General features: G+C 60.0%; 20 protein-coding genes. 7 read left to right on the top strand and 13 right to left on the bottom strand.

All coding sequences use genetic code 11. The features are described from left to right. The first annotated feature begins 149 nt into the window (after positions 1 to 149). The 7 genes from J9789_RS02690 (at position 150) to J9789_RS02660 (ending at position 7779) form a co-directional block, all read left to right on the top strand. Positions 150 to 326, top strand: coding sequence for a hypothetical protein (locus tag J9789_RS02690; protein WP_209342031.1), 177 nt, complete (start codon positions 150 to 152; stop codon positions 324 to 326). A gap of 62 nt (positions 327 to 388) precedes the next feature. Next, positions 389 to 1558: an NADP-dependent malic enzyme gene (locus J9789_RS02685; protein ID WP_209342029.1), complete on the top strand. Its 1170-nt coding sequence runs from the start codon at positions 389 to 391 to the stop codon at positions 1556 to 1558. A gap of 190 nt (positions 1559 to 1748) precedes the next feature. After that, positions 1749 to 2450: a Crp/Fnr family transcriptional regulator gene (locus tag J9789_RS02680; RefSeq protein ID WP_209342027.1), complete on the top strand. Its 702-nt coding sequence runs from the start codon at positions 1749 to 1751 to the stop codon at positions 2448 to 2450. A gap of 43 nt (positions 2451 to 2493) precedes the next feature. Then, complete coding sequence (gene xdhA, locus J9789_RS02675; protein WP_209342026.1) at positions 2494 to 4803, top strand: xanthine dehydrogenase subunit XdhA; 2310 nt, start codon at positions 2494 to 2496, stop codon at positions 4801 to 4803. After that, entirely contained in the window at positions 4796 to 5683 is an 888-nt protein-coding gene (gene xdhB / locus J9789_RS02670; RefSeq protein WP_209342018.1) for a xanthine dehydrogenase subunit XdhB, read from the top strand. Before xdhA ends, xdhB begins: the two co-directional genes overlap by 8 nt. Further along, positions 5676 to 6182 carry a xanthine dehydrogenase subunit XdhC gene (gene xdhC, locus J9789_RS02665; RefSeq protein ID WP_209342016.1) on the top strand — a complete coding sequence of 169 codons (507 nt, stop codon included), beginning with the start codon at positions 5676 to 5678 and terminating at the stop codon, positions 6180 to 6182. Before xdhB ends, xdhC begins: the two co-directional genes overlap by 8 nt. A gap of 184 nt (positions 6183 to 6366) precedes the next feature. Continuing rightward, on the top strand, positions 6367 to 7779 hold the full coding sequence (locus J9789_RS02660) for a solute carrier family 23 protein (RefSeq protein ID WP_209342014.1): 1413 nt from the start codon (positions 6367 to 6369) through the stop codon (positions 7777 to 7779). 104 nt (positions 7780 to 7883) lie between these two features. Here the strand turns inward: J9789_RS02660 and J9789_RS02655 are convergent, their stop codons facing one another. The 13 genes from J9789_RS02655 to J9789_RS02595 form a co-directional block, all read right to left on the bottom strand. Further along, complete coding sequence (locus J9789_RS02655) at positions 7884 to 8354, bottom strand: GNAT family N-acetyltransferase (RefSeq protein WP_209342012.1); 471 nt, start codon at positions 8352 to 8354, stop codon at positions 7884 to 7886. A 31-nt stretch (positions 8355 to 8385) separates the two neighbouring features. Next, the gene (gene galT, locus J9789_RS02650; protein WP_209342011.1) at positions 8386 to 9882 is read right to left on the bottom strand and encodes a UDP-glucose--hexose-1-phosphate uridylyltransferase; all 1497 of its coding nucleotides are present in this window, start codon (positions 9880 to 9882) and stop codon (positions 8386 to 8388) included. A 2-nt stretch (positions 9883 to 9884) separates the two neighbouring features. Beyond that, positions 9885 to 10877: a UDP-glucose 4-epimerase GalE gene (gene galE, locus J9789_RS02645; protein ID WP_209342009.1), complete on the bottom strand. Its 993-nt coding sequence runs from the start codon at positions 10875 to 10877 to the stop codon at positions 9885 to 9887. 41 nt (positions 10878 to 10918) lie between these two features. Next, complete coding sequence (locus tag J9789_RS02640; protein ID WP_209342008.1) at positions 10919 to 12205, bottom strand: galactokinase family protein; 1287 nt, start codon at positions 12203 to 12205, stop codon at positions 10919 to 10921. Positions 12206 to 12399: 194 nt separating this feature from the next. Beyond that, entirely contained in the window at positions 12400 to 14055 is a 1656-nt protein-coding gene (locus J9789_RS02635; protein WP_209342003.1) for a galactoside ABC transporter permease, read from the bottom strand. 159 nt (positions 14056 to 14214) lie between these two features. Continuing rightward, positions 14215 to 15723 (bottom strand): sugar ABC transporter ATP-binding protein, encoded by a 1509-nt coding sequence (locus J9789_RS02630; protein WP_209342002.1) that lies wholly within the window; start codon positions 15721 to 15723, stop codon positions 14215 to 14217. 199 nt (positions 15724 to 15922) lie between these two features. Continuing rightward, on the bottom strand, positions 15923 to 17218 hold the full coding sequence (locus tag J9789_RS02625; protein WP_209342000.1) for a substrate-binding domain-containing protein: 1296 nt from the start codon (positions 17216 to 17218) through the stop codon (positions 15923 to 15925). A 181-nt stretch (positions 17219 to 17399) separates the two neighbouring features. Beyond that, complete coding sequence (locus tag J9789_RS02620) at positions 17400 to 18380, bottom strand: substrate-binding domain-containing protein (RefSeq protein WP_209341998.1); 981 nt, start codon at positions 18378 to 18380, stop codon at positions 17400 to 17402. After that, complete coding sequence (locus J9789_RS02615; RefSeq protein WP_348633618.1) at positions 18367 to 20085, bottom strand: sensor histidine kinase; 1719 nt, start codon at positions 20083 to 20085, stop codon at positions 18367 to 18369. The genes J9789_RS02620 and J9789_RS02615 overlap by 14 nt, the downstream gene beginning before the upstream one ends. Then, entirely contained in the window at positions 20082 to 21365 is a 1284-nt protein-coding gene (locus J9789_RS02610; RefSeq protein WP_209341996.1) for a response regulator, read from the bottom strand. Before J9789_RS02610 ends, J9789_RS02615 begins: the two co-directional genes overlap by 4 nt. Before the next feature lie 297 nt (positions 21366 to 21662). Next, positions 21663 to 23654 (bottom strand): MATE family efflux transporter, encoded by a 1992-nt coding sequence (locus J9789_RS02605; RefSeq protein ID WP_209341994.1) that lies wholly within the window; start codon positions 23652 to 23654, stop codon positions 21663 to 21665. 18 nt (positions 23655 to 23672) lie between these two features. Then, entirely contained in the window at positions 23673 to 24278 is a 606-nt protein-coding gene (locus tag J9789_RS02600) for a TetR/AcrR family transcriptional regulator (RefSeq protein WP_209341992.1), read from the bottom strand. A gap of 166 nt (positions 24279 to 24444) precedes the next feature. After that, positions 24445 to 25488 carry a LacI family DNA-binding transcriptional regulator gene (locus tag J9789_RS02595; protein ID WP_209341990.1) on the bottom strand — a complete coding sequence of 348 codons (1044 nt, stop codon included), beginning with the start codon at positions 25486 to 25488 and terminating at the stop codon, positions 24445 to 24447. Positions 25489 to 25648: the final 160 nt, after the last annotated feature.

Raw genomic sequence — 25648 nt, 5'->3', positions numbered from 1 at the left:
GGTACCGCCTGCTGACTACCCGTTCCTTGTGCGGACAGCACAAATCCTGTTTGACGCTTTCTCGGTTTCCGGCACAAATTTGCCCATTTTTATCCGCATAGGGTTTCTTTCCATCCTCTTTTGTGCTAAAATGCAAAAATGTAAATTGTATGGACTTCTTCAACCGCAACTGCACCGTGGTCATCACCGCCGGCCGGGACAACTCCCTGATACCGGTCACTGTTTTTAACTCCTATATCGGCTACAGCAACACCGCTGATACTGCCAAGAAAGCCCATGCTGAAGGTATCCCCCAGACGATGCCTGCGTCAGCCTGGGCTTCCTGACTGCGGAGCGGTTTGACGAAGTGTTCCACCCCGAAGAAATGGTTTAAGAAAGAAGGCTTTTCATGGACGTGAATGAACAGGCCCTGAACCTCCACTACGAGCTCCAGGGTAAGATCGAAGTGGTCTCCCGCAAACCCATCGAGACCCGGGAGGACCTCTCCCTCATGTACACCCCCGGCGTGGCCGAGCCCTGCCGGGTCATTGCCAAGGACTATGAGCAGTCCTTCCGGCTCACCCGCCGGAGCAATCTGGTGGCCGTCATCACCGACGGCTCCGCCGTGCTGGGTCTGGGCGACATCGGCCCCGCCGCCGGCATGCCGGTGATGGAGGGCAAGTGTGCCCTGTTCAAGGAGTTCGGCGGCGTGGACGCCTTCCCCATCTGTGTGGACACCAAGGACGTGGACAAGCTGGTGGAGACCATCTACCTCATCTCCAAGAGCTTCGGCGGCATCAATTTGGAGGACATCGCCGCTCCCCGCTGCTTTGAGGTGGAGCGCCGTCTGAAGGAGATCTGCGACATCCCCGTGTTCCATGACGACCAGCACGGCACCGCTATCGTGGTGGCCGCCGCCATGCTCAACGCCGCCCGAGTCACCGGCAAGGACATGGGCCAGATGAAGATCGTCATCAACGGCGCCGGCGCCGCCGGCATCGCCATTGGAAAGCTGCTCATCTCCATGGGCTTCGGCAACATCGTCATGTGCGACATCCACGGCATTATCTGCGAGGGTGACGAGGGTCTCAATCCCGGCCAGGAGGAGATCTCCCACATCTCCAACCTGAATCACGAGCACGGCACCCTGGCCGACGCCCTCAAGGGGGCCGACGCCTTCGTGGGCGTGTCCCGTCCCAATCTGGTGACCGCCGAAATGGTGTCCACCATGAACCAGGGCATCGTCTTTGCCATGGCCAACCCCACCCCAGAGATCATGCCCGACGAGGCCAAGAAGGGCGGCGCTGCCGTCATCGGCACCGGCCGCTCCGACTTCCCCAACCAGATCAACAACGTGCTGGTCTTCCCCGGCGTCTTCAAGGGCGCTCTGGCCGTTCGGGCCAAGGAGATCACCGAGGACATGAAGATCCGGGCCGCCAAGGCTCTGGCTGCCCTGGTGACCGATGACCAACTCAGCGCCGAGTACATCCTGCCCTCCGCTCTGGACAAGAGCGTGGCCGACGCCGTAGCCGACGCCGTGGCACAGGCAGCCAGAGAGCAGGGCATTGCCCGAATCTGACCTTCTCCTTACAATTATATAGTAAAAGCAAAGGCCTGCTTCCTCTCCACCCGGTGGGAAGCAGGCCTTTTTGGACTGTACAGTTAACTTTCTTTTATCCTGTGAAAAAAACTCCAGAAAAATGAGACACATGACCTTTCTTTTTGTGGGAATTACACGATATAATAGGGGCATAAGGAGGTGAGGTCCTGTGGACGTCTTTCAGGCGCTGCCGCCCCAGAAGCGGAACTACATGGAACTGCTGTTCCGCAACTGTACCGAAGAGGTCAAGTACTATATGACGCTCATCGACATTGAGGCGGAGAGCACCTTTATTAAGGCAGGCACGGACTGCACCCACATCTTTATCATTCTCTCCGGCAAGGTGACCGGTGTGGAGTGGCCTATGCATGAGCGGTCCTACCCCTTCAAGGACTTCGGGCCCGGCGATTTCTTCGGCGAGATCGAGTGCTTCGCCGGTCTGCCTCAATATCGCATCAGTATCATTGCCTCCACCCCCTGCCGGGTCCTCTCCATCCCCGCCTCCGCCTATATGGACTGGATGCGGATGGACGTGGACGCCCTGTTCCTGCGCACCCAGGAAAATATGCGCCGCCTCATCACCCAGACCGCCGAGGCCCGCAAATACCTCTTTATGGAGGGCAAGGACCGGCTGATGGTCCACCTGATCCGGAAATTCGAGCAACGGCTGCCCACCCCCCAGGTCCTGGAGCTGCGGCACACCCGGTCTCAGATTGCCGAGGAGATCGGCTTTTCCGTCAAAACCCTCAACCGCAGCGTCCAGAAGCTGGAGGAGCTGGGGTTCATCCGGGTCCAGCATGGAAAGATCCTCATTCCCGAGGAGGGCTACCGGGCCATGAAAGCCCATATCGAACATCACATCAACGGCTGAACATCCCTCCGTCAACACGGAGATGCAAAAGGAGGAACGCGCCATGTATGTCGGAAAAAAAGTGACCCGCGTGGACGCCTATGACAAGGCCATCGGCCGCACCAAGTACACCGACGATCTGTGCGACAAGAGCGCCTACATCGCTCAGGTGCTGCACGCTACCATTGCCAATGGCCGGGTAAAATCCATCGACACCTCCGCCGCGGAGGCCATTCCCGGCGTCATCAAGGTATTTACCTGCTTTGACCTGAAAGAGAAGCACTACTTCCCCACCGCCGGTCACCCCTGGTCCACCGACGAGAGCCACCAGGACGTGGCAGACCGCCTGGTGCTCACCGACCGGGTCCGCTTCTACGGCGACGACATCGGCGCGGTGGTAGCGGAAAACGAGGTGGCTGCCGCCCAGGCCATCCGGGCCATCAAGGTGGAATACGAGGAGTATCCCTTCGTGCTGGACGTCCATGAGGCCATGAAGGACGGCGCCCCCCAGCTCCACGAGGCCTATCCCAACAATATCCTCAAGCACACCACCATCCGCAAGGGCAACTATGAGGAGGCCATCAAGGAACCCGGCCTCATCAAGGTGGAGGGCTGGTACCAGACCCCCACCGTTCAGCACTGCCACATTGAGAACTTCATCTGCTTCGCCGAGATGATTGGCGACCGCATCAAGGTAGTCACCTCCACCCAGATCCCCCACATCGTCCGCCGGGTGGTAGGCCAGGCCCTGGGTGTTGAGTGGGGCAAGATCCAGATCATCAAACCCTACATCGGCGGCGGCTTCGGCAACAAGCAGGACGTGCTTTACGAGCCCCTGTGCGCCTGGCTGTGCATGCAGCTGGGTGGCCATCTGGTCAAGCTGGACATCCCCCGTGAGGACACCTTCGTCTCCAACCGGGTACGCCACGCCATCCACAGCCACATCGTCTCCTGGGTGCGGCCCGACGGCACCTACGCCGCCCGCAAGCTGGAGGCCTTCTCCGACCAGGGCGCCTATGCCTCTCACGGTCACAGCATCTGCGCCAAGGGCGCAGGCGCCTTCCCCCAGCTCTACCCCTGCGACAACGTGGAGGTGGACGCCTACACCGTGTTCACCAACAAGTCCGTGGCCGGCGCCATGCGCGGCTACGGCATCCCCCAGGCCATGTGGGCGGTGGAATGCCACACCGAAGAGGTGGCCGCCCGTCTGGGCATGGACCCCATTGAATTCCGCCGGAAAAATCTGATGCCGGTGGGGTATATGGATCCCTTCTCCAAGAACGAGCTGTACTCCGACACCTTCAATCAGTGCATTGACAAGGGTATGGAGGTCACCGATTACCTGCGGAAGTACAAGGCCTACCAGAACCAGACCGGCGATATCCGCCGGGGCATCGGTATGGCGGTGTTCTGGTACAACACCGCTGTGTGGCCCATCTCCCTTGAAACCTCCTCCTGCCGGATGGTCCTCAACCAGGATGGTTCCCTCCAGGTTCAGCTGGGTGAGACCGAGATCGGCCAGGGCGCCGACACGGCCTACACCCAGATGACCGCCGACGTGGTGGGCGTGCCTCTGGACAAGGTCCACGTGGTCTCCTGCCAGGACACCGACGTTACCCCCTTCGGCACCGGCGCCTACGCCTCCCGCCAGACCTACACCGCAGGTTTTGCCATCCGGCAGACCGGTATGCTGCTGAAGGAGCGCATCCTGAAATACGCCCACGAGCTGACCCGGATGCCCCCCTACAATCTGGACATCGTGGACGGCAACATCGTCCGCATCACCGACGGCCGGGTGCTGATGACTCTGGGCGAGCTGGCTACCGAGGCTCTCTACAGCCTGACCCACAGCCAGCACATTACCGCCGAGAGCACCTCCCAGATCAAGTCCAACGCCTACTCCTTCGGCTGCACCTTCGCCGAAGTGGAAGTGGATATCCCCATGTGCAAGGTGAAGCTGCTGGATCTGGTCAACGTCCACGATGCCGGCACCATCATCAACCCCGCCCTGGCAGAGGCCCAGGTCCACGGCGGCATGAGCATGGGCATCGGCTTCGGCCTGTCGGAGAAGCTGCTCTTCGATGACAAGACCGGCCGTGCCCTGAACAACAACCTGCTGGACTACAAGCTGTCCACCTTTATGGACCACCCCCGCCTGCGGGCCTTCTTCGTGGAAAATCCGGAGCCCACCAGTTCCTTCGGCACCAAGGCCCTGGGCGAGCCCCCCACCTGCTCGGTGGCGCCCGCCATCCGCAACGCGGTCTACCAGGCCACCGGCGTCTTTGTCAACGACGCACCTGTCAATCCCCACATCCTCTTCCGCCGCTTCGAGGAAGAGGGTCTGATCGAAAAGGAGGGCTCCGACCATGTATGATATTAAGGCACTTTACGAGGCGGAGAGCGTAACCCACGCCGTCCAGCTGCTGCTGGAGCATCCGGAAGCCCAGATCATTGCCGGCGGCAGTGACGTGCTGGTCCAGATGCGGGAGGGCAAGCGGGCCGGCAAGGAGCTGGTCAGCATCTACGGCCTGGACGAGATCCGCGGCGTCTCCCTAGAGGAGGACGGCACCATCCGCATCGGTTCTCTCACCAGCTTCTCCCATATCACCAAGGATCCCATCATCCAGGCCCACATCAACGTGCTGGGCCAGGCGGTGGACCAGGTGGGCGGCCCCCAGATCCGCAACATCGGCACCATCGGCGGCAACACTTGCAACGGCGTGACCTCCGCCGACTCCGCCTCCACCCTGTTCGCCTGGGACGCCATCATCGAGATCACCGGTCCGGAGGGCGTGCGCCGCATCCCCATCCAGGACTTCTACATCAAGGCCGGCCAGGTGGACCTGCGCCCCGGCGAGCTCCAGACCGGTATCCTCATTCCCAAGGCTTCGTATGAGGGATATGACGGCCACTACATCAAGTACGCCATGCGCAATGCCATGGACATCGCCACCACCGGCTGCTCGGTGAACGTGAAGTTGTCCGCCGACAAATCCACTATGGAGGATGTGCGCATTGCCTACGGCGTGGCAGGCCCCATTCCCATGCGGGCGGTTACTGCGGAGGCGTACGCCAAGGGCAAGCCCACCACCCAGGCCGAGATCAAGGCCTTTGCCCACACTGTGCTGGAGGACATCAACCCCAGAGACAGCTGGCGGGCAGCCAAGGACTTCCGGCAGCACATCGCGGTGGTGCTGGCCGAGCGCGCTCTGAAAGAGTCCATTCGTCTGGCAGGAGGTGTGATCCATGAGTAATCAGTACAAACTGGTCCGCTGCATCATCAACGGCAAGCAGGTAGAGAAAATGATCGACGTGCGGGCCTCCCTCACCGACATGCTGCGGGACGATTACCGCCTCACCAGCGTCAAGAAGGGCTGCGAGGTAGGCGAGTGCGGCGCCTGCAACGTGCTGGTCAACGGCGAGTGCTTCAACTCCTGCATCTATCTGGCGGTGTGGGCCGACGGCAAGGAGATCCTCACCCTGGAGGGTCTGGCCGGACCCAACGGCGAGATCTCCGATATCCAGCAGGCCTTCATTGACGAGGCCGCCGTTCAGTGCGGCTTCTGCACCCCCGGCTTTGTCATGAGCGCGGCGGAGATCCTGGAGTCGGGCAAGGAGTACTCCGACGACGAGATCCGCAAGCTGATGTCCGGTCACCTGTGCCGGTGCACCGGATACGAAAACATCTTCCGCGCGGTGAAAAAGACCATGCTCCGCCGCCTGGGCAAGAACGCCGAGGCCGACGCTGTGTAATCTCGCCCCGCAGTCTGATATCCCCCGATTTCTTTTCAGTCCCCTTCGGTCCTGTCGATGGTTCATAGTGTGTACAAAACGTTCGGCTCCTGACCGAAGGGGATTTTTGCACCCCTTTTTACTAAAAAATATACATTTAGAATAAAAAATAGTTATTTGCAGATCGGTAAGTGAGGTGCTACTGATGGTAAACAAGGAAGCGGAAATCAAAACAGTCAGCCAAGAAAACATCTACCAGCTCAACGGAAGAGTCCCCCTGTCCAAAGCCATCCCCTTCGGATTACAGCACGTTCTGGCCATGTTTGTGGCCAACCTGGCCCCTGTTCTGATCGTGTGCAGCGCCGCTGTGGTGCGCGGTACAGACACCCACCTTACGGCTGTGGAGATCACCCAGCTGCTCCAGTGCGCCATGTTCGCTGCCGGTATCGGCACCTGCATGCAGCTCTATCCCATCTGGAAAATCGGCTCCAAGCTGCCCATCGTCATGGGCGTCAGCTTTACCTTCCTGGGCAGCCTGCTGATGATCTGTACCAACCCTGCCCTGGGCTACGAAGGCATGGTAGGCGCAGTCATCTTAGGCGGTATCTTTGAAGGTTTGGTGGGACTCAGCGCCAAGTACTGGAAGCGCTTCCTCACCCCCGTGGTATCCTCCTGCGTGGTCATTGCTATCGGCCTCTCCCTGCTGTCGGTGGGTATGAACTCCTGGGGCGGCGGCAACGGCGCCGCCGATTTCGGCTCCTGGTACCACCTGGCTGTCGGTGCCTTCACTCTGATCGTTTGCCTGGTGTCCCGCTACTGCCTCAAGGGCGTCTACAAGAATCTGAACATTCTGGTAGGCCTCATCGTGGGCTACGTGGCTTCCGCCATCCTGACGGTGGCCGGCATTGCTCCCATGATCGACTTCTCCGCCATTCAGAAGACCATCAGCGAAGTGGGCTTCTTCAGCCTGCCCAAGCCGGTCTTCCTCACCAGCCACTTCCCTGTGTTTGACCTGGGTGCCTTCTTCACCATCGCCATCGTCTTCCTGGTCTCCGCTGCCGAGACCACCGGCGCCACCGCCGCCGTGGCTCAGGGCGCCCTGGGCCGCGAGCTGAAGATCGAGGAGCTGCAGGGCTCCCTGGCGGTAGACGGCTTCTCCAGCTCCATCTCCGGCTGCTTCGGCTGCCTGCCCCTGACCTCCTTCAGCCAGAACGTGGGCCTGGTCACCATGACCGGCGTCATCAACCGCTTTACCATTCTCATGGGTGCCCTGATCCTGATCCTGGCCTCCCTCTTCCCCCCGCTGGGCGCGTTCTTCAACTCCCTGCCCCAGTCGGTCCTGGGCGGCTGCACCGTCATGATGTTCGGCTCCATTATGTATGAGGGCATCAAGATGCTCAAGGAGTGCGAGTTCAACGACCGCACCATGATCATCGTCTCTCTGTCCTTCTGCATCGGCATCGGCCTGACCCAGACCTCCGGCAACTTCTTTGCCGCCTTCCCCTCCGCGGTGGGCGACATCTTCAACGGCAATGCCGTGGCCGGCGTGTTTGTGGTATCCCTGCTGCTCAGTCTGATCCTGCCCAAGGAGAAGCACTCCGCAGATCAAAAGGACTGATTCATTCCTATCGCTGCCCATTCCAACATATAGATGCCCATTTGCTCAAACCAACAGCGGCGGCTCCCAAGGGAGCCGCCGCTGTTGGTTTTCTTTGTTTTGATTTAGAGGTCGTAGCGATAGATGCGCTCATGGGCGCCGCCCCCTGTGGGGGCCTCGTCCACAAACTTCCAGCCCAGCCGCTCATAGTAGCCGTTCAGCTTGGTGATCAGATAGAGGCAGTCATAGCGATGGAGCGCCCGCACCGCCTCGATGCTGGCGATTTGCAGTTTTTGGCCGATATGCATATTCCGGCACTCGTCCTTCACATACAGAGTGGCCATCCAGGGGGTGAGGTCCTGCCGGGTCTTCAGGTCATTGAGCCACAGGGATACCACGCCTACCGGCTTGTCCTCCCACACCGCCACCAGCATCTGGGGCACCGTGTCCCGCTGGGAGGCATACTTGGTCCGGTAGATGATCTCTTCCAAGGAATAGCCGTCATCCTTGGCCCATTCCAGCCAAAGCCACCGGGACACCTCTTCCATGAACTCCGGCGCATCCGCCAGATTGACGATTTTGACCGCTTCTGTCATGTCTGCCCTCCTGTCTCAATCACAATCTCTCTTACACCTGCTTCAGGAACCGGAGGAAGGCCTCTTTCCCCTCCGGGGTACGGGCGTAGACGCCGGCGTGCTCCAGCACCTTGGCAAACACCAGGCCGGTCTCGTGGTAGACCACATCCAGGGCGTTGTCCGCCGTAATGGTGTAGTTAGGCGCAAAGCCCTCCGCCCAGCTTGCGTGGGCCGCCGTCAGCGGATCGGCCCGCAGGTCGCCGCCGTTGGCCAGCTTGTCCGCCACCGCCACCAGCTCGGTCTTCAAACGGGCGGGCAGCACCGCCAGACCCATCACCTCGATGAGGCCGATGTTCTCCTTCTTGATGTGATGGAGCTCGGCGTGGGGATGGTACAGGCCCAGAGGATGCTCCTCGGTGGTCAGGTTATTGCGCAGCACCAGGTCCATCTCGTAGTCGTTCCCCCGCCGCCGGGCGATGGGGGTGATGGTGTTGTGGGGCTCCCCGTCGGTCTCAGCCAGGATCATGGCCGCCTCGTCGGTATAGCCCCGCCAGCTGGCCAGGATCTTGTCGGCCAGGTCGATGAGCCGCTGAGGATCGGCGCAGGTGAGACGCACCACCGACATGGGCCACTTGACGATACCGGCGGTAACGTCCTCATAGCCCGGGAAGGTGAAGGGCGTCTCCACCGGAGCCTTCTCCATGGCGAAGGTGTACCGGCCGCCCTGGAAGTGGTCGTGGGCCAGGATGGAGCCGCCCACGATGGGCAGGTCAGCGTTGGAGCCCACAAAATAGTGGGGGAACTGACCCACGAAGTCCAGCAGCTTGGCAAAGCAGGCCCGGTCGATCTTCATGGGGGTGTGGACCTTGTTCAGGCAGATGCAGTGCTCGTTGTAGTACACATAGGGGGAGTACTGCAGGTACCAGGGGGAACAGTTGATGGTGATGGGCACGATGCGGTGGTTCTCCCGGGCGGGATGATCCAGCCGGCCGGCGTAGCCCTCATTCTCGGCACACAGCTGGCACCGGGGATAGGCGGAGGCGGGCAGGTTGCGGGCCGCCGCGATGGCCTTGGGGTCCTTCTCCGGCTTGGAGAGGTTAATGGTGATATCCAGTTCACCGTACTCGGTCTGGGCCTTCCACTGCACGTCCTTGGCAATGCGGTCCCGGCGGATGTAGTTGGTGTCCTGGCTGAACTTGTAGTACCAGTCGGTGGCCGCCTTGGGGTCCTGCGCACAGAGGGCGCGGAACTTAGCAATCACCTGGGAGGGCCGGGGGGTGAGCACACCCATCAGCCGGGTATCAAAGAGATCCCGATAGGTCACGGAATCCTCGGGCAGCACGCCACGGGCGTGGGCATCGTCTGCCAGGGCCCCCAGGATCTCAGGCAGCTCTCCCTCTGCGGGAGCCTGGACCTCGGGCAGCGCACAGCTGCTCAGTCCCAGCACATCCAGCAGGGTATTCACCGCCCAGATCTGGTCCTCGGGCTGGATCAGCTCCTTCTCCACCCCGTAGGCCACCAGCTTGGCAAGGGCTTCTTCCCGCTCCATGCTCAGCCCTCCTCAAAGCCGTGGGGATGGCTCTTGTGCCAGGCCCAGGCGGAGGCCACGATGGTGTTCAGGTCGTTGTACTGAGGCTTCCAGCCCAGTACCTGGATGGCCTTCTCGGAGGAGGCGATGAGCTGGGCGGGATCGCCCGCCCGGCGGGGGGCCATCTTGGCGGGGATGGGATGGCCGGTGACCTCGCGAGCCACATCCACCACTTCCTTCACGGTGAAGCCCACGCCGTTGCCCAGGTTGAACACATTGTTCTCCCCGCCCTTCAGCAGGTAGTCCAGGGCCAGGATGTGGGCCTGAGCCAGGTCGGTAACATGGATGTAGTCCCGGATGCAGGTGCCGTCCTTGGTGGGATAGTCGTCGCCGAAGACGCTGACCGCCTCCCGCTGGCCCAGGGGGACCTGGAGGATGATGGGAATCAGGTGGGTCTCGGGATCATGGGCCTCGCCGATCTGGCCGGAAACGTGGGCGCCGCAGGCGTTGAAGTAGCGCAGGGCCACGTAGCGCAGGCCGTGGGCCTTGGACACCCAGCTCATCATGTGCTCCATGGACAGCTTGGTCTCACCGTAGCAGTTGGTAGGCACGGTGCGATCGTCCTCCAGGATGGGCACCCGCTCGGGCTCGCCGTAGGTGGCGGCGGTGGAGGAGAAAACGATCTTATCCACACCGTGGGCCACCATGGACTGGAGGAGCACCATGGTGCCGTAGAGGTTGTTATCATAGTACTTCAGGGGATCGGACATGGACTCGCCCACCTGGGAGGAGGCGGCAAAGTGGATCACACCCTCGATGTTTTCCGCCTGGAAGAGGGTGTCCAAGGCGCCCCGGTCCCGGATGTCCAGCTCATAAAACTTTGCCTTGGGATGGACCGCAGCCCGGAAACCGGTCTGCAGGTTGTCGGCCACCACCACTTCCCGGCCGGCGTCGATGAGTTCATATACCGTGTGGGAGCCAATGTATCCGGCTCCGCCCAATACCAAAATTGCCATTGTTCAGACGCGCTCCTTTCACAATCACACTATGCTTTTGTTCAGGGCCAGAGAACCGTTCCGCCCACGGGACGGATGCTCAGCACGTGGCAGCTGCCCTCGCCCAGGCTGGCTTCCACCTGCTTGCGGAACTGGTCCAGAATATCCAGAGGCACAAAGGCCTGGATGGTACCGGCAAAGCCGCCGCCGTGGACCCGGCAGGCGCCCCGGCCGTTCAGGGCCCGCTCGGCCACCGTCAGGGCCACAGCCATGGCCTGATCCTGCACCGCACCGGCAGGGGTGATATTTTGCAGCAGGTCCCAAGAGGAGCGGCCCGACTGGTTTACCACCGCCAGGAAGGTCTCCATGTCGCCCTGCTCCAGGGCGTCGGCCTCCTGCTTGACCCGCTGATCGTCGGCAAAGAAGTGGAGGGCGCGGAGCACCGCCCGGTCGCCCACCGCCTTACGCAGCTGGGGCAGGGCCTGGAGCACCTGGGACTCCTCCACCTCCCGCAGCACCTTCTTGCCGAAGTAAGCAGCCACAGCACACATCTCCTGAGGCACGGCGGCATACTCACTGGTGAGATCGGCGTGGCTGGCGCCCGAGTCAATGATGCACAGAGCGTAGCCCAGACCGTTCAGGTCCACCGCCACGGTGCGCACCACAGGAGCGGCGGGGTCGGCGAAGTCGATGGCCACGGCGCCGCCCACGGAGGAGGCGGTCTGGTCCATCAGGCCGCTGGGCTTGCCGAAGTAGATGTTCTCCGCCTTCTGACCCATCTGGGCGATGGTCACCGGGTCCAGCTCGTCCCGGCAGAACAGGTGATTCTCCACCACGCCCAGCAGCACCTCGCAGGCGGCGGAGGAGGACAGGCCGGAGCCGGGCAGCACCTCGGAAGTGGCATAGACGTCAAAGCCGGCCACCGGGTAGCCCCGCTGGGCCGCCTGGGCCGCCATGCCCCGCACCAGGGAGGCGGTGGACTCCTTTTCCTCCTCCTTGGGCTCCAGCGTATCCAAGTCCACCTCCACCAGAGGCCAGCCCTGGGACTGGAAGCGGATGGTGTTGGTGCCGTTGGGGGCGGCGCAGGCCAAAAAGTCCAGGTCTACCGCACCGGCCAGGACCCGGCCATGCTGATGATCGGTATGGTTGCCGCAGATCTCGGTGCGGCCCGGCGCGGAACACAGGGTGATGGGGGTGTCATCCCCAACCCCGAAGGTCTTCTGGAATCCATCCAGCAGGTCAGCCACCCGCTTGCGGCCGGCGGTGAGGTCTCGGCACAGCAGGCGGCTCAGCGCCCCGTCCAGCTCACCGGCGGCCAGCGCCTTACGCACAGCGCCCAGTTCTTGCATGGTTCTTCTCTCCTTTTACATGCCGGAGCAGGCGGAGCTCACGCCGCGCCCGTCCGGGATCTTGGTTTCATCATAGCACATTCCGCTCCCGCTGCCAATGCGGCAAGCCGTACAAAAGCCGCCGCAAAGCAGACCGGTCCCCCGCGTCTGCCTTGCAGCGGCTTCCCGCTTCCATATGAAAAAGGCGGAATAAATTACTTCTTCTGCACGTACTTCAGGCAGTCCAGCATAACGGCAACCAGGATGATGATGCCGGAGAACACGAACTGCAGGTTGGTGTCGATACCCAGGATGGTCAGGGAGTAGGTCAGGGCGGTGAAGATGAACACGCCCACCACACAGCCGGAGATCTTACCGATACCACCGGTGAAGGAGATGCCGCCCACGACGCAGGCCGCGATGGCGTCCATTTCCCAGCCCTGGCCATAAGCGGCGGAGCCGGAACCGGTCATACGCAGGCACTCCAGCCAGGAACCGAAGCCGTAGAGCACGCCGGCCATGATGAAGGCACCCACGGTGACCTTGAACACGGAGATACCGGAAACAGAGGCAGCCTCGGGGTTGCCGCCCACGGCGTACAGGTTCTTACCAAAGGTGGTCTTGTTCCAGATGAACCACACCACGGCCACAGCAGCCACAGCCCACAGGATGATGGTGGGGAAGCCGTTGACGCGGGGAATGATCATCTTGGGAATGGTGGGATCAATGCCGCCGAAGGACACGCCCTTGGTGGAGTAGGTTACCAGGCCGAAGATAACCAGCATGGTAGCCATGGTGGAAATGAAGGGGTGCATCTTGAACTTGGCGGTGAAGAAGCCGGCGATGGTGGTGAAGATGGTGCACAGGATGATACAGACCACCAGGGCCAGGAACACCCGGACGATGACGGGGATACCGGAGAAGTCAAAGATATGACCGAACACACCGCCGGTGTTGGGGCCGGAGTGCATCACGATGGTGGCCGCCGTCATGCCCATACCAACCATACGGCCGATGGACAGGTCGGTACCGGCCAGCAGGATGAGCCCCGCCACGCCCAGGGCCAGGAACATTCTGGGAGAGGCCTGGGACAGGATGTTCAGCACGTTATTCACGGTGAGCAGCGGGGTGTTCTTCACGATGGGGGTGATGATACAAAGGGCAATGAAGATGATGATGATGGCGATGTACAGGCCGTTTTTCAGCAGGAAGTCCCGGCGGTTGAAGGAATACTTGTAGTTTTCCCACTTCTGGGCCATGGTCTCGCCGAAGGTAAACTTGGACATGCGCAGCATATCGATCAGGTGGAACTTGTGATCGAAAGCGGCATGCTGACGGTCCTTCACCTGCTGCAGGTTCTGGGCCCGCTGCATCTTGGCGTCAAACAGGCGGTTCTTGTGGACGTACTTCTCGTCCTTGATCTCGTGCTGGTCGCTGAGCTTGGAGACCGTCTCCTGGTGCTCCTTGTTCAGCTGGGCCACGGAAGCCGTGTAGTTCTCCAGGGCCAGCTTCTTTTCTTCCTTGCAGCTCTCCAGCACCGCCTGATAGTAATCGGTGTTGTAGTGTTCCTTGAGATAGCTCTCCGCCTGGGCGATCAGCTTGGAGACCCCTTCCTTGTTCTTGGCCTCCACCGCCTTGGCGGCCTCCAGATCCTTCTTGTAGGTTTCCAGCTTGGCAGCCTTCTCCTGGGCGGTATAGATCCGGTCCCGCTTCAGGTTGTCAATGCTGTTCTGGATCTCGATGACTCTGTCCGTACCATCCACGCGCAGGGCGTCGATCTTCGCCTGGATGCCCCCGACATATTCATCGATCGGCTGAAGGAGGTTGGCCTCCTGCTCAGCCGTAAGAATTTTTGTGTTCTCTGCTACCATAAGCAATTTCTCCCATTATAGTGTCCATCGGACAGGCCCATGGGCTCCGTCCTCGCTGGCGCACGGCTCCGGACTGCGGTCTGATTCCGTCGGCCTCTCTCGAACCATGCTCTCCTCTCAATACGCACAAAGCTTCCCCGCTTTGTCTCATTGGCATGTTTAGAGGTATTTGGCGCTCAGTCTCAGGAGCTCCTCCTGATCGGTCTCCTTGGTATTCACGATGCCGGAAAGATGTCCGTTGGACATAACACCGATCCGGTTGGTGATACCCAGGATCTCAGGCATTTCGGAGGAAACGACGATGATCGTCTTTCCCTGCTTTGCCATCTGGATGATCAGCTCGTAGATCTCGTACTTGGCGCCCACGTCGATGCCTCGGGTAGGCTCGTCCATCATAAAGATCTGGGGCTCACGCTCCAGCCACTTGCCGAAGATGACCTTCTGCTGGTTGCCGCCGGAGAGGCTGCTGATCATATCATCAGGTCCCATACACTTGGTGTGCATGACCTTGATCTCTTTGTTGGTGGCCTTGACCATCTTCGGTGTGGAGAGGGCCACGCCGGCCTTATACTGATTCAGGTTGGCAATGGTGGTATTGAAGGTAAGGTCGCACTTGAGGAACAGGCCGTTGGCCTTGCGCTCCTCGGTGATCATGGCAAAGCCATGCTCAATGGCTTCCTTGGCGTTGTTGAAGTTCATCAGGCGGTTTTTGAAGTAAACACGCCCGGCCGCTCGCGTCCGTACGCCGAAGATGGTCTCCAGCAGCTCGGTACGACCGGCGCCCACCAGGCCGTACAGGCCGAAGATCTCGCCCTCCCGGACGTCAAAGGTGATGTCCTGCAGATGGGGCGCGTACTTGGTGGACAGGTGCTGAACAGACAGGATCGTATCGCCCGGCTGGTTATCCACCGGGGGGAAGCGGCTCTCCAGAGAGCGGCCCACCATGGCCGAGATCAGCTCGTTCATGTTGGTCTCCTTGGAGGGCTTGGTCATGACCAGATTGCCGTCCCGGAGCACCGAGATCTCGTCACAGATCTCGAAGATCTCATCCATCTTGTGAGAGATGTAGATCAGGGCGATGCCCTGCTCCTTCAGCATCCGCATCATTTCAAACAGCTTGTCGACTTCCTGCACGGTCAGAGAGGAAGTGGGCTCGTCCAGGACGATCACCTGGGCGTTGTAGGAAATTGCCTTGGCAATCTCACACATCTGCCGCTGCGAAACAGACATGTTCCGCATGGGCTGGGTCAAATTGACGGTCATTCCGAGCTTGCGGAACAGCTCGGACGCCTTTTTCTTCATCCTGCCTTCGTCAATGACGCCGGCGGAATTGACGGGATAGCGGCCAAGGAACAGATTGTCGATCACGTTCCGCTCCAGGCACTGGTTCAGTTCCTGGTGCACCATGGCGATTCCGTTTTCCAGTGCGTCTTTAGGACCGGAAAAGCTGATCTCCTTGCCGTTTAAGAAAATCTTTCCTTCATCCTTCTGATAAGTACCGAACAGGCACTTCATCATCGTGGACTTACCGGCGCCATTCTCGCCCATAAGACCCATGACCGTACCGCGCTTCACATCCAGATTGATGTGGTCAAGCACCCGGTTGCGGCCAAAGGACTTGCTCATACCGCGGATTGACAGGACAATATCATCTTTCGCATCTGCCATTCTCGTTACTCCCGTTATGCATATTAGCAGTTTCAGCGAAAAGTCTGATTCTGCCGGTTTTCACTTAAATGTGCTATTAGGGAGAATTCCTCCTCCCGAACGGAGAGTTCCTCCTCCCGTACGGAGAATTCCTTCTCCCTAATAGCAAACGGTTATTTCTTGTTATTCACGATGGGACCTGAGCGGTCCGCGCCTTTTCTTACTGGCCCAGGATGCCGGTGTAGGAAGCGGCGTTGTCGGTCTTCACCATGTTGATGGCGAAAGCGTCATAGGCGCCGGGGTTGCTCAGACGGTTGGTGATGTTGGACTCGGTCTGGCCGTCGCCGGCGATGTACTCCACGTTCAGGTTGAGCAGATCGTCGTACTTCTGCAGCAGGGGCTGATAGGTGGAGCCCAGGAAGTTATCGGCGGAGTTGTAGATGTTCAGCCACACGTTCTTCACGGGATGCTCAGCAGCGTCCAGCTGGTTGGAGACAGGCTCGTAAGTAACGGTGGAATCCAGGAAGCTCTCATAGTTGTCAGCGGTGACAGCCACGTTCAGAGCGTAGTAGGAACGGGTAGCCTCGTCATAGTAGAAGACGTCGTCGGTCAGCACGTTGCCGGCCTCGTCAGCGGTGCCGATACCGGTGTCGATGTCCACGCCGTCCAGAGCGTTGCGCAGCACACGCAGGGTCAGGTAAGCCTGAACGTCAGCGTGCTGGCTGATGGTGCCGCCGTAGCCCTCAGCGATAGCGGCAACGGCGTCGGAGTTGGCGTCATAGCCGAAGGTGGGAACCTCGTTGGCCTTGGACCAGGAGTTGAACATGGCCATGCCCATGCCGTCGTTGTTGGAGGCCACGATGTCGATCTGATCACCGAAGGAGGAAGCCCAGGTGGTGATGGCGTTGCCGGCGGTGGCAGCGTCCCAAGTGGCGCCGGCGGAGTTCTTCATCTCCTGAGAGGCCAGCTCACGCACGGTGTAGGTCTTGCCGTTCACCTCGAGGGTGCCGTCCTGCACGAAGGTGGAGGTGCCGTCCACGTTGGTGCCCACGGGAGTGCTGTCGATCACGCCGTCCTTCTCAACGGCGGTGCCCAGAGCGGCACGGACGCCGCGGGTACGGGCGATGGAGTCGTTGTGGCCGATGTCGCCCACAGCCAGAACGTAGCCGATGATGCCGTCGCCGTTCTTGTCGATCTCATCGATGTGAGCCTTGATGTAGTCCAGGATCATGGTGCCCTGGAGCTCAGCGCCCTGGTTGGCGTCGAAGCCCACGTAGTAGGTGTTGTCGTTGAAGGTCAGAGCAGCCATGTCCAGCTCGCCGGTGGTGCTGTTGGAGGGCTGACGGTTGAACCACACCAGGGGCTTATCCTTGTTGGCAACGGTAGTGGTCTCGGAGCCGCCGGTGGTGGTCTCGGGGGCGCCGCTCTCGGTGGTGTTGCCGGTGCCGCCGCCGCAGGCAGCCAGGCTGAGAGCCATAGCAGCCGTCAGGGACAGTGCAAGAATTCTCTTCTTCATAGCAATTCTCCTTTTTCCTTGGGTATTTGTCAGATCTGTCCTTATCAGACCCGTTTACACTTAATAATTTTAGTGGAAATTCTCTGGAAAAACAAGGTGAAAATTCACTGAAAGAAGGGTAAAAATTTATGTGAATAAAACAATGTACAAAAATTTTCTTTCATCTTCTTGTGCAATCTGTCTACTCCCAGTGCAGTTCAAACGCAAACAGGGCTTTCTGGCTGTCCATGGTGAAAAGGTTGTCCCGATCCACCACCTGGGTGGAGGTGTCCACCACCGGTTCCAGACTGCCGCCGTGGCCGCTGATCAGCTGGTAGGCACTCTCCACCCCCAGGTAACCCATGGCATAGGGATTCTGCACCACCAGGGCGTCCACCGCCCCGTCCTGCAGGCCATCTACCGTGGCCACGTTGGAGTCAAAACCCACCAGGAAGACCCGCTGGGACAGGCCCAGCTTCTCCACCGCCTCCGCCGCGCCCACACTGGTGGGCTCATTGAAAGCCAGCAGCACATTGATCTGGGGATAGTTTTTCAGCATGGTTTCCGTGTCGGTCTGGGCGTGCCCGGCCTCCGCCAGGGTGTTGACCACTGCCACTACCTGAGCCCGGCCGCTCTCCTCCAGCACATCCACAGCACCCCGTTCCCGCTCCTGGCCGTTGGCACTGCTAATGTCATAGTTGATGATCCCCACCTGAAGGGGGCCGTCCACCCGGTCCAGGGCCGCCTGGGCCGCCATCTGTCCTGCCGCGTAGTTGTCGGTACCGATGTAGGTGCTCACCATGTCGGAGTCCACACTGCTGTCGATGGCCACCACCTTGACGCCCTTCTGGGCCGCCTCATCGATGGCGGAGGCATTGTTTTTGTAATCAATGGCAGAGAACACAATGGCGTCTGCCCCCTCCTCCACGGCCTCGGCCACCATCTGATTCTGAGTCTCGTAGTCCTCCTCGGTCTCCGGCCCGATGATGGTCAGCTCCAGGTTGTACTCGGTGGCAGCCGCCTCGGCCCCGGCAAAGACCGACAGCCAGAACTCCGTCTGGGTGGACTTGGCCACCAGGGTCACCTTATGCTGCTCTGCCGTGGAGGAACCGGCGCCGCACCCGGCCAGAAGGGCGCAGGCCAGCACGCCGCAGAGCAGACCGGCCCCTTTACTTCGCCTCATAATCCCCCTCCTCCAGCTTGGGCATACGGATTTCCACACAGGTCCCCACATCCGGTTCGCTGGTAATATGCAGCCCGTAGTCCTTTCCAAAATAAATCTTCAAACGGTCGTCCACGTTCTTGATGCCGATACCGGTGCGGTCGCTGGGGTTCCGCTGCATGATGGTGCGCAGCTGCTCCGGCGTCATGCCCACCCCGTTGTCCTGGACGTAAAAGACGATGTCGTCCCCGTCCTGCCGCACCCGCACATTGATCTCACCCTCATCCACCAGCAGATCCAGCCCGTGGTTGATGGCGTTTTCAATGATGGGCTGGAGGGTGATCTTGTTGCAGTAGTAATTCAGACACTCCGGGTCCACATCAAAGGTATAGACAAACTGGTTCTTGTACCGGTATTTCTGGATCTGCAGATAGCTCTCGGCGTGCTGGATCTCTTTGGCGATGGGGATCAGCTCATGGCCTTTGCTGATGCTGATGCGGAAAAGGCGGGCCAGGGCATGGACCATGCGCACCGCCTCGGCATTGCGCCCCTGCTCACACATCCAGGCGATGGAGTCCAGGGTGTTGTACAGGAAATGGGGGTTGATCTGGGCCTGGAGGGCCTTCAACTCCGTCTTGCGGAGGTTGACCTCCTCCTCCCGGACGGTGGACATCAGCTGCTGGATGCGCAGCACCATGTGCCCGAAGGAGTCGGACAGCTCCTGCACCTCCCGGGTACCGCCCACCGGCCGGTAGGTAAAGTGGTCGGCGTCGGTCTCAAAGCTCTCCATGGCGGCGGTCAGTCCCCGCAGTGGCCGTCCCAGCAGCCGGGAAAGCAGCCAGCTGGTCAGCACTGCCGCCGCCAGCACCACCACAGCCAAGACCATGGACAGATGGATCATCTCGGTGACGTTGCGGTTGACCAACTCGTCCACGTAGCTGACGCCCACTACCCGCCAATCACTGCCCGCCACGCTGGCAGCACAGTAGATCACCGTATCATTGGCGTAGGTGCCGTCCTGCATCCCGGCCAGGGCCGCTATCTGCTCCGACTTCAGTCCGGCGTACAGCAGCTGCTGCTGGGGGTGGTACACAATGTTTCCGGCCTTGTCCATCAGGAAGCAGTAGCCCCGCTGGCCGATGCTGACGTTGTTGATGTAGCTGGAAATGCTGGAGAAGCTCAGGTCCAGGGACACCCAGGCCGCCTGTTCTCCCGGCTCCAGCGGCGCCGTCATGGTCACCACCCAGGGATAATACCCCTCAAAGAGAGATTCCACGTGGGGGGGCGTCATATAGGCGGAGTCGGAGGCCTTGGCCATCTCCAGGTCAAAGGAGAGGTTTTCAAGGATGTTCTCCCTGGGCTCCCGGCCCAGAGCCCAGCAGTCCAGCAGCTGGCCGTCCTCGGAATAGCTGGTGACCGCCACAACCTCCGGGCGGAACTTCAAAAAGGCGGACAGCAGCTTGTCCCGGCTGTCCGCGCTCTCCGACATGGACTGTTTGACCAGCTCCATAGCCTGCGTCATATCTTTCAGATAATTGCTCACCGTGGTGGATACCTGGGACACCGCCTGGGCGCTGCTGGTGCGGGCATTCTGAACCACGGCACTGCGGTAGCGGTTGAGAAAGAGCACGATACAGCAGCAGAGAATGATGGCCACCACACTCACCACCATGGTCACCAGGATGGTGGTGGTACGCAGCCCGGTCCTGGGGGCGTCTTTTTTCACAGGACCTCACCTGCCTTCTCCTGCTCCAGCCTGCGGCGCAGGGCATTGGGGGACTCGCCGCAGTATTTCTTAAAGCAGTAGCTGAAATAATGCTGATCGGTGTAGCCGCAGCGCTGAGCCACCTCCTGGATCTTGAGGCCGGGAATGGCCAGCAGCTCCCGGGCGGCGTCCATACGCTTGCGGATCAGGATATTGATGAAGGTCTCGCCGGTGTACTTCTTGATACAGGCGCTCAGATGGTTGGGGCTGGCGCCCAGCATGCCGCTGAGGGACACCAGGGAGAGGTCGGCCTCCATATAGTGCTGGTCCAGGGCCTCCAGCGCCCGCCGGCACAGCAGGCTGCCGCCCTTCACCGCCGGGGCCAGGTCGCTGATGAACTGGGCGCCTCCCTCAGTCCGATCCCCCTGGCGGAGGGCCTCGATGGCCTCCCGGTAGGCGTCGTGCAGGGACGTGAGGGAGCGAACCGCCCGGCTGACGCCGATGCGGCAGCGCTTGCCCAGAACGCGGTCCGCCATCTGGGGGATCTCGTCGGCCAGAATGTGCAGATACTCCTCAAAGTCCGACGGATTGCCCAGCAGCACAGTGACCACCTTCCCCCAGGTGAAAAAGCTGACGCTGCGCAGGTATTTGGAGCCCAGCCGGTCCACCGAGGATACAAAGGAGGGCTCGGTGCAGCCGTTCCCCTCCTCGTCCATCAGGGTGGACACCATCACTACATAGTAGGGCCTGTCCTCCAGGTCCCGCAGCAGACCGCACTGCCGCCCATAGCGCTCCAGGGCGGTCTCCCCCTCTGTCTCGGCATATTCATCCAGCATCAGGGGCATCAGCATAGCCGCCCGCAGGTCCCCGCCCTCCGCTCTGGGATCGGTATGGCGGAACTGGGCATACTGGGCGTCGATCTTCTGGCGGATGTTGCCCAGCTCCGTGGCCAGTCCCTCCATGGTCAGGGGCTTGAGCATGTAACTGATAATATTATATTGAATGGCCTGCTTGGCGTATTCAAAGTCGTCATAACCGCTGAGGAAGGCGATGTTGGTGGCGGGTCGCACCTCCCGCACCTGCCGGGCCAGTTCGATTCCGGAGATAAAGGGCATCCGGATATCGGTCAGCAGCAGGTCCGGCTTATGCTTTTCCACCAGCTGGAGGGCGTCCAGTCCGTTGCTGGCGCTTCCCACCAGGCAGAATCCGAAATCCTCCCAGGGGATCATGGTACATACCGCTTCTCTCAGTTCATCCTCGTCGTCCGCAACCACTACGGTATAGGGTGTCTTCACGGCCATTGCGGCACCGTCCTTTCTTGCGGGGGAGGCTTTGAAACCATGAAGCCGACGCTTCCCGCGCATTGGATCTTTCCGGCTGCAGCAAGCGCTCTGACCAAAGAGTCGTCTCGCTCCCGTCTTTGGGGCATTGGTCTTTTATTATACCAGATAGTTGACTTTTTCTCAAACCATTCTTTGCCCATTTGTTTCCCCTTTTGCCGAAAATCACCGCATGCGGCAGACTTTTAAGGACACTCAACAAAAAAGTCCCCCGGAACACCTTGTAAAGCAAGGCGTTCCGGGGGACTGGATATGGACTCAGGCGCTCTGATAAAGCTTGGCAATCATGTCGACACACCGGTCCAGACCTATTTTGCCGCTGTCCAGGCAGAGCTCATAGTTGTCCGCCTGGCCCCACTGGGTGCCGGTATAGAGCTCATAGTAGGCCTTCCGTTTCTTGTCCTTGTCGTGGAGCCGCTGAGCGGGAGACTCCTCCCGCTGACCGTACACCGTCACGATGCGCTCGGCCCGCTGCTCGTCGGATGCATGGACAAATACCGTCAGGCAGTCTGCCACATCTCGCAGGATGTAGTCGGCACAGCGGCCCACGATGACACAGGACTCCTGCTGGGCCAGGTCGGTGATGACCTTCTTCTGGGCCAGCCACATCTTGTCCGCGGCGGACTGTCCGTCCCGCTCCCGGCCCGCCATGGCGTTGTCAAACAGCCGGTCGGAGGATGCGTACTCGCCATTTTTCTCGATGTATTCCTTGGCCAGACCGCTCTCGGCGGCGATCTTTTCGATGAGGTCGCTGTCATAGCAGGGGATCCCCAGCTTGGCGGCCACTTCCTTGCCGATGGTCCGGCCGCCGCTGCCAAACTCCCGGCTGATGGTGATCACCCGGTTGTGGGTAGCGGGGGCGGGGGCAGCCTCCGGCTCCGTCTGGATCTCCTTGAGCATGGCCTTCTTGAAGCGGTTATACAGGGCCACAGCGATGAGGCAGGACACCGTGTCGGTGATGGCCTGCACCCACATCAGACCGGTCACCCCGAAGAGGGCATCCAGGGTAAAGCTGAGGACCGTGAAGATCACACCCAGGCGGAGCACCGCCAGCAGCAGCGAGGTCTGCCACTTGCCCACGGCCTGGAAGATGGAGTTGTACATATTGAACAGGCTCATGCCGATGACGCACCAGGACCAGCAGCGCATGAAGGTGCTGCCCACCTCAATGGTGGCCGCATCGGGGGTGAACATCCGGACGATGGTACCGGGAATGAACTGCACGATGGCAAGGAAGATCACAGAGAAAATCAGCAGGATAATAAAGGAGAGCCGGCACACCGCATGGACCCGCTTGTGGTCTTTGGCACCGTAGCTATAGCCGATGAGGGGCATGACACCCTGGGCGATACCGATGCTGATGTGCAGGGCGATGGTACCGCATTTGGAGGTCACGCCGTAGGCGGCGGAGAGGATATTGCCGCCCTCACGCCGCAGCAGCAGGCCGTTCAGCACCGAGATGGACACCGACACCAGCAGCACCGACAGAGCGGCGGGAAAGCCCACCGACAGGGTGCCCCAGGCCACCTTTTTCTCCAAAGAGAAGTACTTGGGCGCCAGAGTGAGCACGGTGGATTTTCTGATCCGGGCCAGCACGAAAAAGAAATACACCATGGAGATGGCATTGGACAGCATAGTGGCCACGGCCGCGCCGGCCACATTCATATGGAACACAAAGATAAACACAGGGTCCAGGATAATGTTCAGGATGCCGCCCAGGGCCAGGCCGAAGCCGGCCTCCTTGGTCTTGCCCACCGACCGCACCAGGTGTCCCAGGGTCAGACCCGCCACTGTGGGCAGGCCGCCGATGACAAAGACCCAGAACAGATAGTCTCTGGTAAAGCCAAAGGTATACTCATCGGCGCCGAAGAAATTCAGCACCGGGGTCATAAAGATGGCCAACAGGATAGACAGCACCAGGGTCACCGCCAGGCTGCCCCAGAAGCTGAAGGCGGAGGCCTTCTTGGCCGTCATCTCGTCGTTCTGGCCCAGGCTTCTGGCGATCACGCTGTTGGCGCCGATACCGAACAGGTTGGCCACCGCGGTCAGCAGGGTATAGATGGGAAAGGTGATGGACAGGGCGGCCAGCTGGTTGGGGTCACCGATCTGTCCGATAAAGAAGGTGTCGGCCAGGCTGTAGAGAATGACGATGATCTGGCTGACTACCGTGGGGATGGCCAGCTTGGCTACCGCCCTCCCCACCGGCATGGAGGTAAATAACTCATTGTTTTTCGTACTGCTTTTTGTCATGGCTTCTTCTCCTACTCATCATGCTTGACGCTTCTCCGCCGAAGGGGCTCCCCCGGACAGTTCCGCATGAAGTCCGTCCAGGAAGCACTGCACGGCAATCTCCCGACTCTTTTTCAGGTCGGTGGAGGTGTAGTGATAAAAATAGCCCAGGTCCTCCTGGGAAATGAATCCGTGGAGGATGGCACGGAAGACACGCTGCCAGTGGGCGATCCTCTCCTCCGACAGACCGTACTCCTCCAGGATATCCACCACCGTATCCAGCAGAGGGAGGGCCATTTCCTTGGCCTGCTCATCCTCCTCCGACGGGATGGACATGATCAGCCGGTACAGGCCCTTGTTTTCCACCGCGAAGGTGTGATAGGCCTCTGCAAAGGCCCGCACCGCCTCATCCTTCTGCTTTCCCTGGGTGGCCGCCCGCTGGTTTTCCACAAAGCGGTCAATGGCGCAGCGAAATACCTCATTGCGCAGCTCCCGGGTGTTTTTGATGTGGTTGTACAGCGAGGGGGTTTTGATGCCCAACCGGCGGGCCAGCTCGTGGAGCGAGATGAGCGGCTGCCCCGTGTCGGCCACGCAGGCCACCGCCTCCGCCACAATGATCTCCTTGCTCAGTCCTTTTGCGCTCATGGTCTGATTCCTCCTAAAACTAATACCATTAGTTATGGCACAACTAACAGTATTAGTTTGTCAACGGGGTACCGGAAAATTTTTAAAAACAAGAAGGACCACCCTGCAGCACAGGGCGGTCCTTCTTTCTTCTCAATATAAGCGGTGGCTTACCGGGGGTCGGTCCTCAGATGACATCCACCCCTCCAGCGGTGGCCCGCCGGAACAGAACGGGAGGGACAATCTTATGAACCGGGGCCGACTCACCCGGGGTCTTCCCCTGCTTGCGGGCCTTGATCTGGTCCACCAGCAGGCTGACCGCCTCATGGGCCAGCCGGTCCACCTGCTGCCCCACCGTGCTCAGAGGAATGATAGCCTCTCTGGAGGTGGGCGAGTTATCAAAGCCGACGATGCAGTACTCCTTGGGCAGGTAGCCGTAGCGGCGGATAATCAGGTTCAGGAGGGTATTGGCGGTGGTATCGTTGGCCAGGAATACGCCGATCTTCTTCCTGGCATATTTCTTGTCCCATTCCTGTAGGATGTCCTTGAGGATAACCTGGTCCTCCTCATAGGAGCGGTCCAGGTCCCGCAGGACCACCTCATGGGCCAGGCCGTTGGCCTGACAGTAATCCTCAAAACCCCGGATGCGCCCGTAGGCGGGGATACGGGGATCGGTGGGAGAGTTGATATGGATCAGGACATCGCACTGTTGCTCCTCCAGCAGGGCAGCGGCCTGCCGTCCCCCGGCCTCATTGTCGGTGTTGACGCTGCATACGTACTGATCCTCCCGCTCGATGGCCACCACCGGGATCTGGAACTGGGCCAGCTCCTGGGAGGAGAGGGTATGGCTCAGCACGATCATACCCTCGATCTGGTAGGAAAGCAGCTCCTTGATGTACCGGCACTCACTCTCCTTATTGTTGTTGCCGATAAACACCAGAAATTTATAGCCAAAGGTCTCATAGGTGGCCAGGATCTGGTTGAGCACCTCGGAATAGAAGCGGTGGTAAAACTCCGGCACGATGACCCCGATGAATTCCGTCTTCCCCATGGCCAGAATACGGGCCACCCGGTTCTCATGATAATCCAGCTTCTCCAGCGCCTCTGAAATGATCTGCTGGCTCTTCTCCGTCAAAGAATCCGGATCATTAAAATATCTGGAGATGGTGGTCTTTGAGAAATTGGTATATCTGGCGATGTCATCAAAGGTCACTCTTTTTTTCTCTTCCATATCAAGCCCTTCAATCTGCCGAGGCCTTGCAGGCAGGACACACGGCTGTTAAAACCTTGAAGATAATTGCGCGTTTTCTTCTCAGATTTGATTGAATTTTATTATAACAAAGAGAAGAAATGGATGCAATCCCTGGCGCTCGGCGGGGCTGGGTGTAATT

The organism is Flavonifractor sp. AGMB03687 (genome assembly GCF_017811815.1).
In the GTDB taxonomy this organism is placed as follows: Bacteria; Bacillota; Clostridia; order Oscillospirales; family Oscillospiraceae; genus Flavonifractor.
This window is presented reverse-complemented; position numbering and strand designations above follow the sequence as displayed.

Coding starts and splice junctions, on each gene's coding strand:
- J9789_RS02690 (WP_209342031.1), top strand. CDS start 150: ATGGACTTCTTCAACCGCAACTGCACCGTGGTCATCACCGCCGGCCGG.
- J9789_RS02685 (WP_209342029.1), top strand. CDS start 389: ATGGACGTGAATGAACAGGCCCTGAACCTCCACTACGAGCTCCAGGGT.
- xdhA (WP_209342026.1), top strand. CDS start 2,494: ATGTATGTCGGAAAAAAAGTGACCCGCGTGGACGCCTATGACAAGGCC.
- xdhB (WP_209342018.1), top strand. CDS start 4,796: ATGTATGATATTAAGGCACTTTACGAGGCGGAGAGCGTAACCCACGCC.
- xdhC (WP_209342016.1), top strand. CDS start 5,676: ATGAGTAATCAGTACAAACTGGTCCGCTGCATCATCAACGGCAAGCAG.
- J9789_RS02660 (WP_209342014.1), top strand. CDS start 6,367: ATGGTAAACAAGGAAGCGGAAATCAAAACAGTCAGCCAAGAAAACATC.
- J9789_RS02655 (WP_209342012.1), bottom strand. CDS start 8,354: ATGACAGAAGCGGTCAAAATCGTCAATCTGGCGGATGCGCCGGAGTTC.
- galT (WP_209342011.1), bottom strand. CDS start 9,882: ATGGAGCGGGAAGAAGCCCTTGCCAAGCTGGTGGCCTACGGGGTGGAG.
- galE (WP_209342009.1), bottom strand. CDS start 10,877: ATGGCAATTTTGGTATTGGGCGGAGCCGGATACATTGGCTCCCACACG.
- J9789_RS02640 (WP_209342008.1), bottom strand. CDS start 12,205: ATGCAAGAACTGGGCGCTGTGCGTAAGGCGCTGGCCGCCGGTGAGCTG.
- J9789_RS02635 (WP_209342003.1), bottom strand. CDS start 14,055: ATGGTAGCAGAGAACACAAAAATTCTTACGGCTGAGCAGGAGGCCAAC.
- J9789_RS02630 (WP_209342002.1), bottom strand. CDS start 15,723: ATGGCAGATGCGAAAGATGATATTGTCCTGTCAATCCGCGGTATGAGC.
- J9789_RS02625 (WP_209342000.1), bottom strand. CDS start 17,218: ATGAAGAAGAGAATTCTTGCACTGTCCCTGACGGCTGCTATGGCTCTC.
- J9789_RS02620 (WP_209341998.1), bottom strand. CDS start 18,380: ATGAGGCGAAGTAAAGGGGCCGGTCTGCTCTGCGGCGTGCTGGCCTGC.
- J9789_RS02610 (WP_209341996.1), bottom strand. CDS start 21,365: ATGGCCGTGAAGACACCCTATACCGTAGTGGTTGCGGACGACGAGGAT.
- J9789_RS02605 (WP_209341994.1), bottom strand. CDS start 23,654: ATGACAAAAAGCAGTACGAAAAACAATGAGTTATTTACCTCCATGCCG.
- J9789_RS02600 (WP_209341992.1), bottom strand. CDS start 24,278: ATGAGCGCAAAAGGACTGAGCAAGGAGATCATTGTGGCGGAGGCGGTG.
- J9789_RS02595 (WP_209341990.1), bottom strand. CDS start 25,488: ATGGAAGAGAAAAAAAGAGTGACCTTTGATGACATCGCCAGATATACC.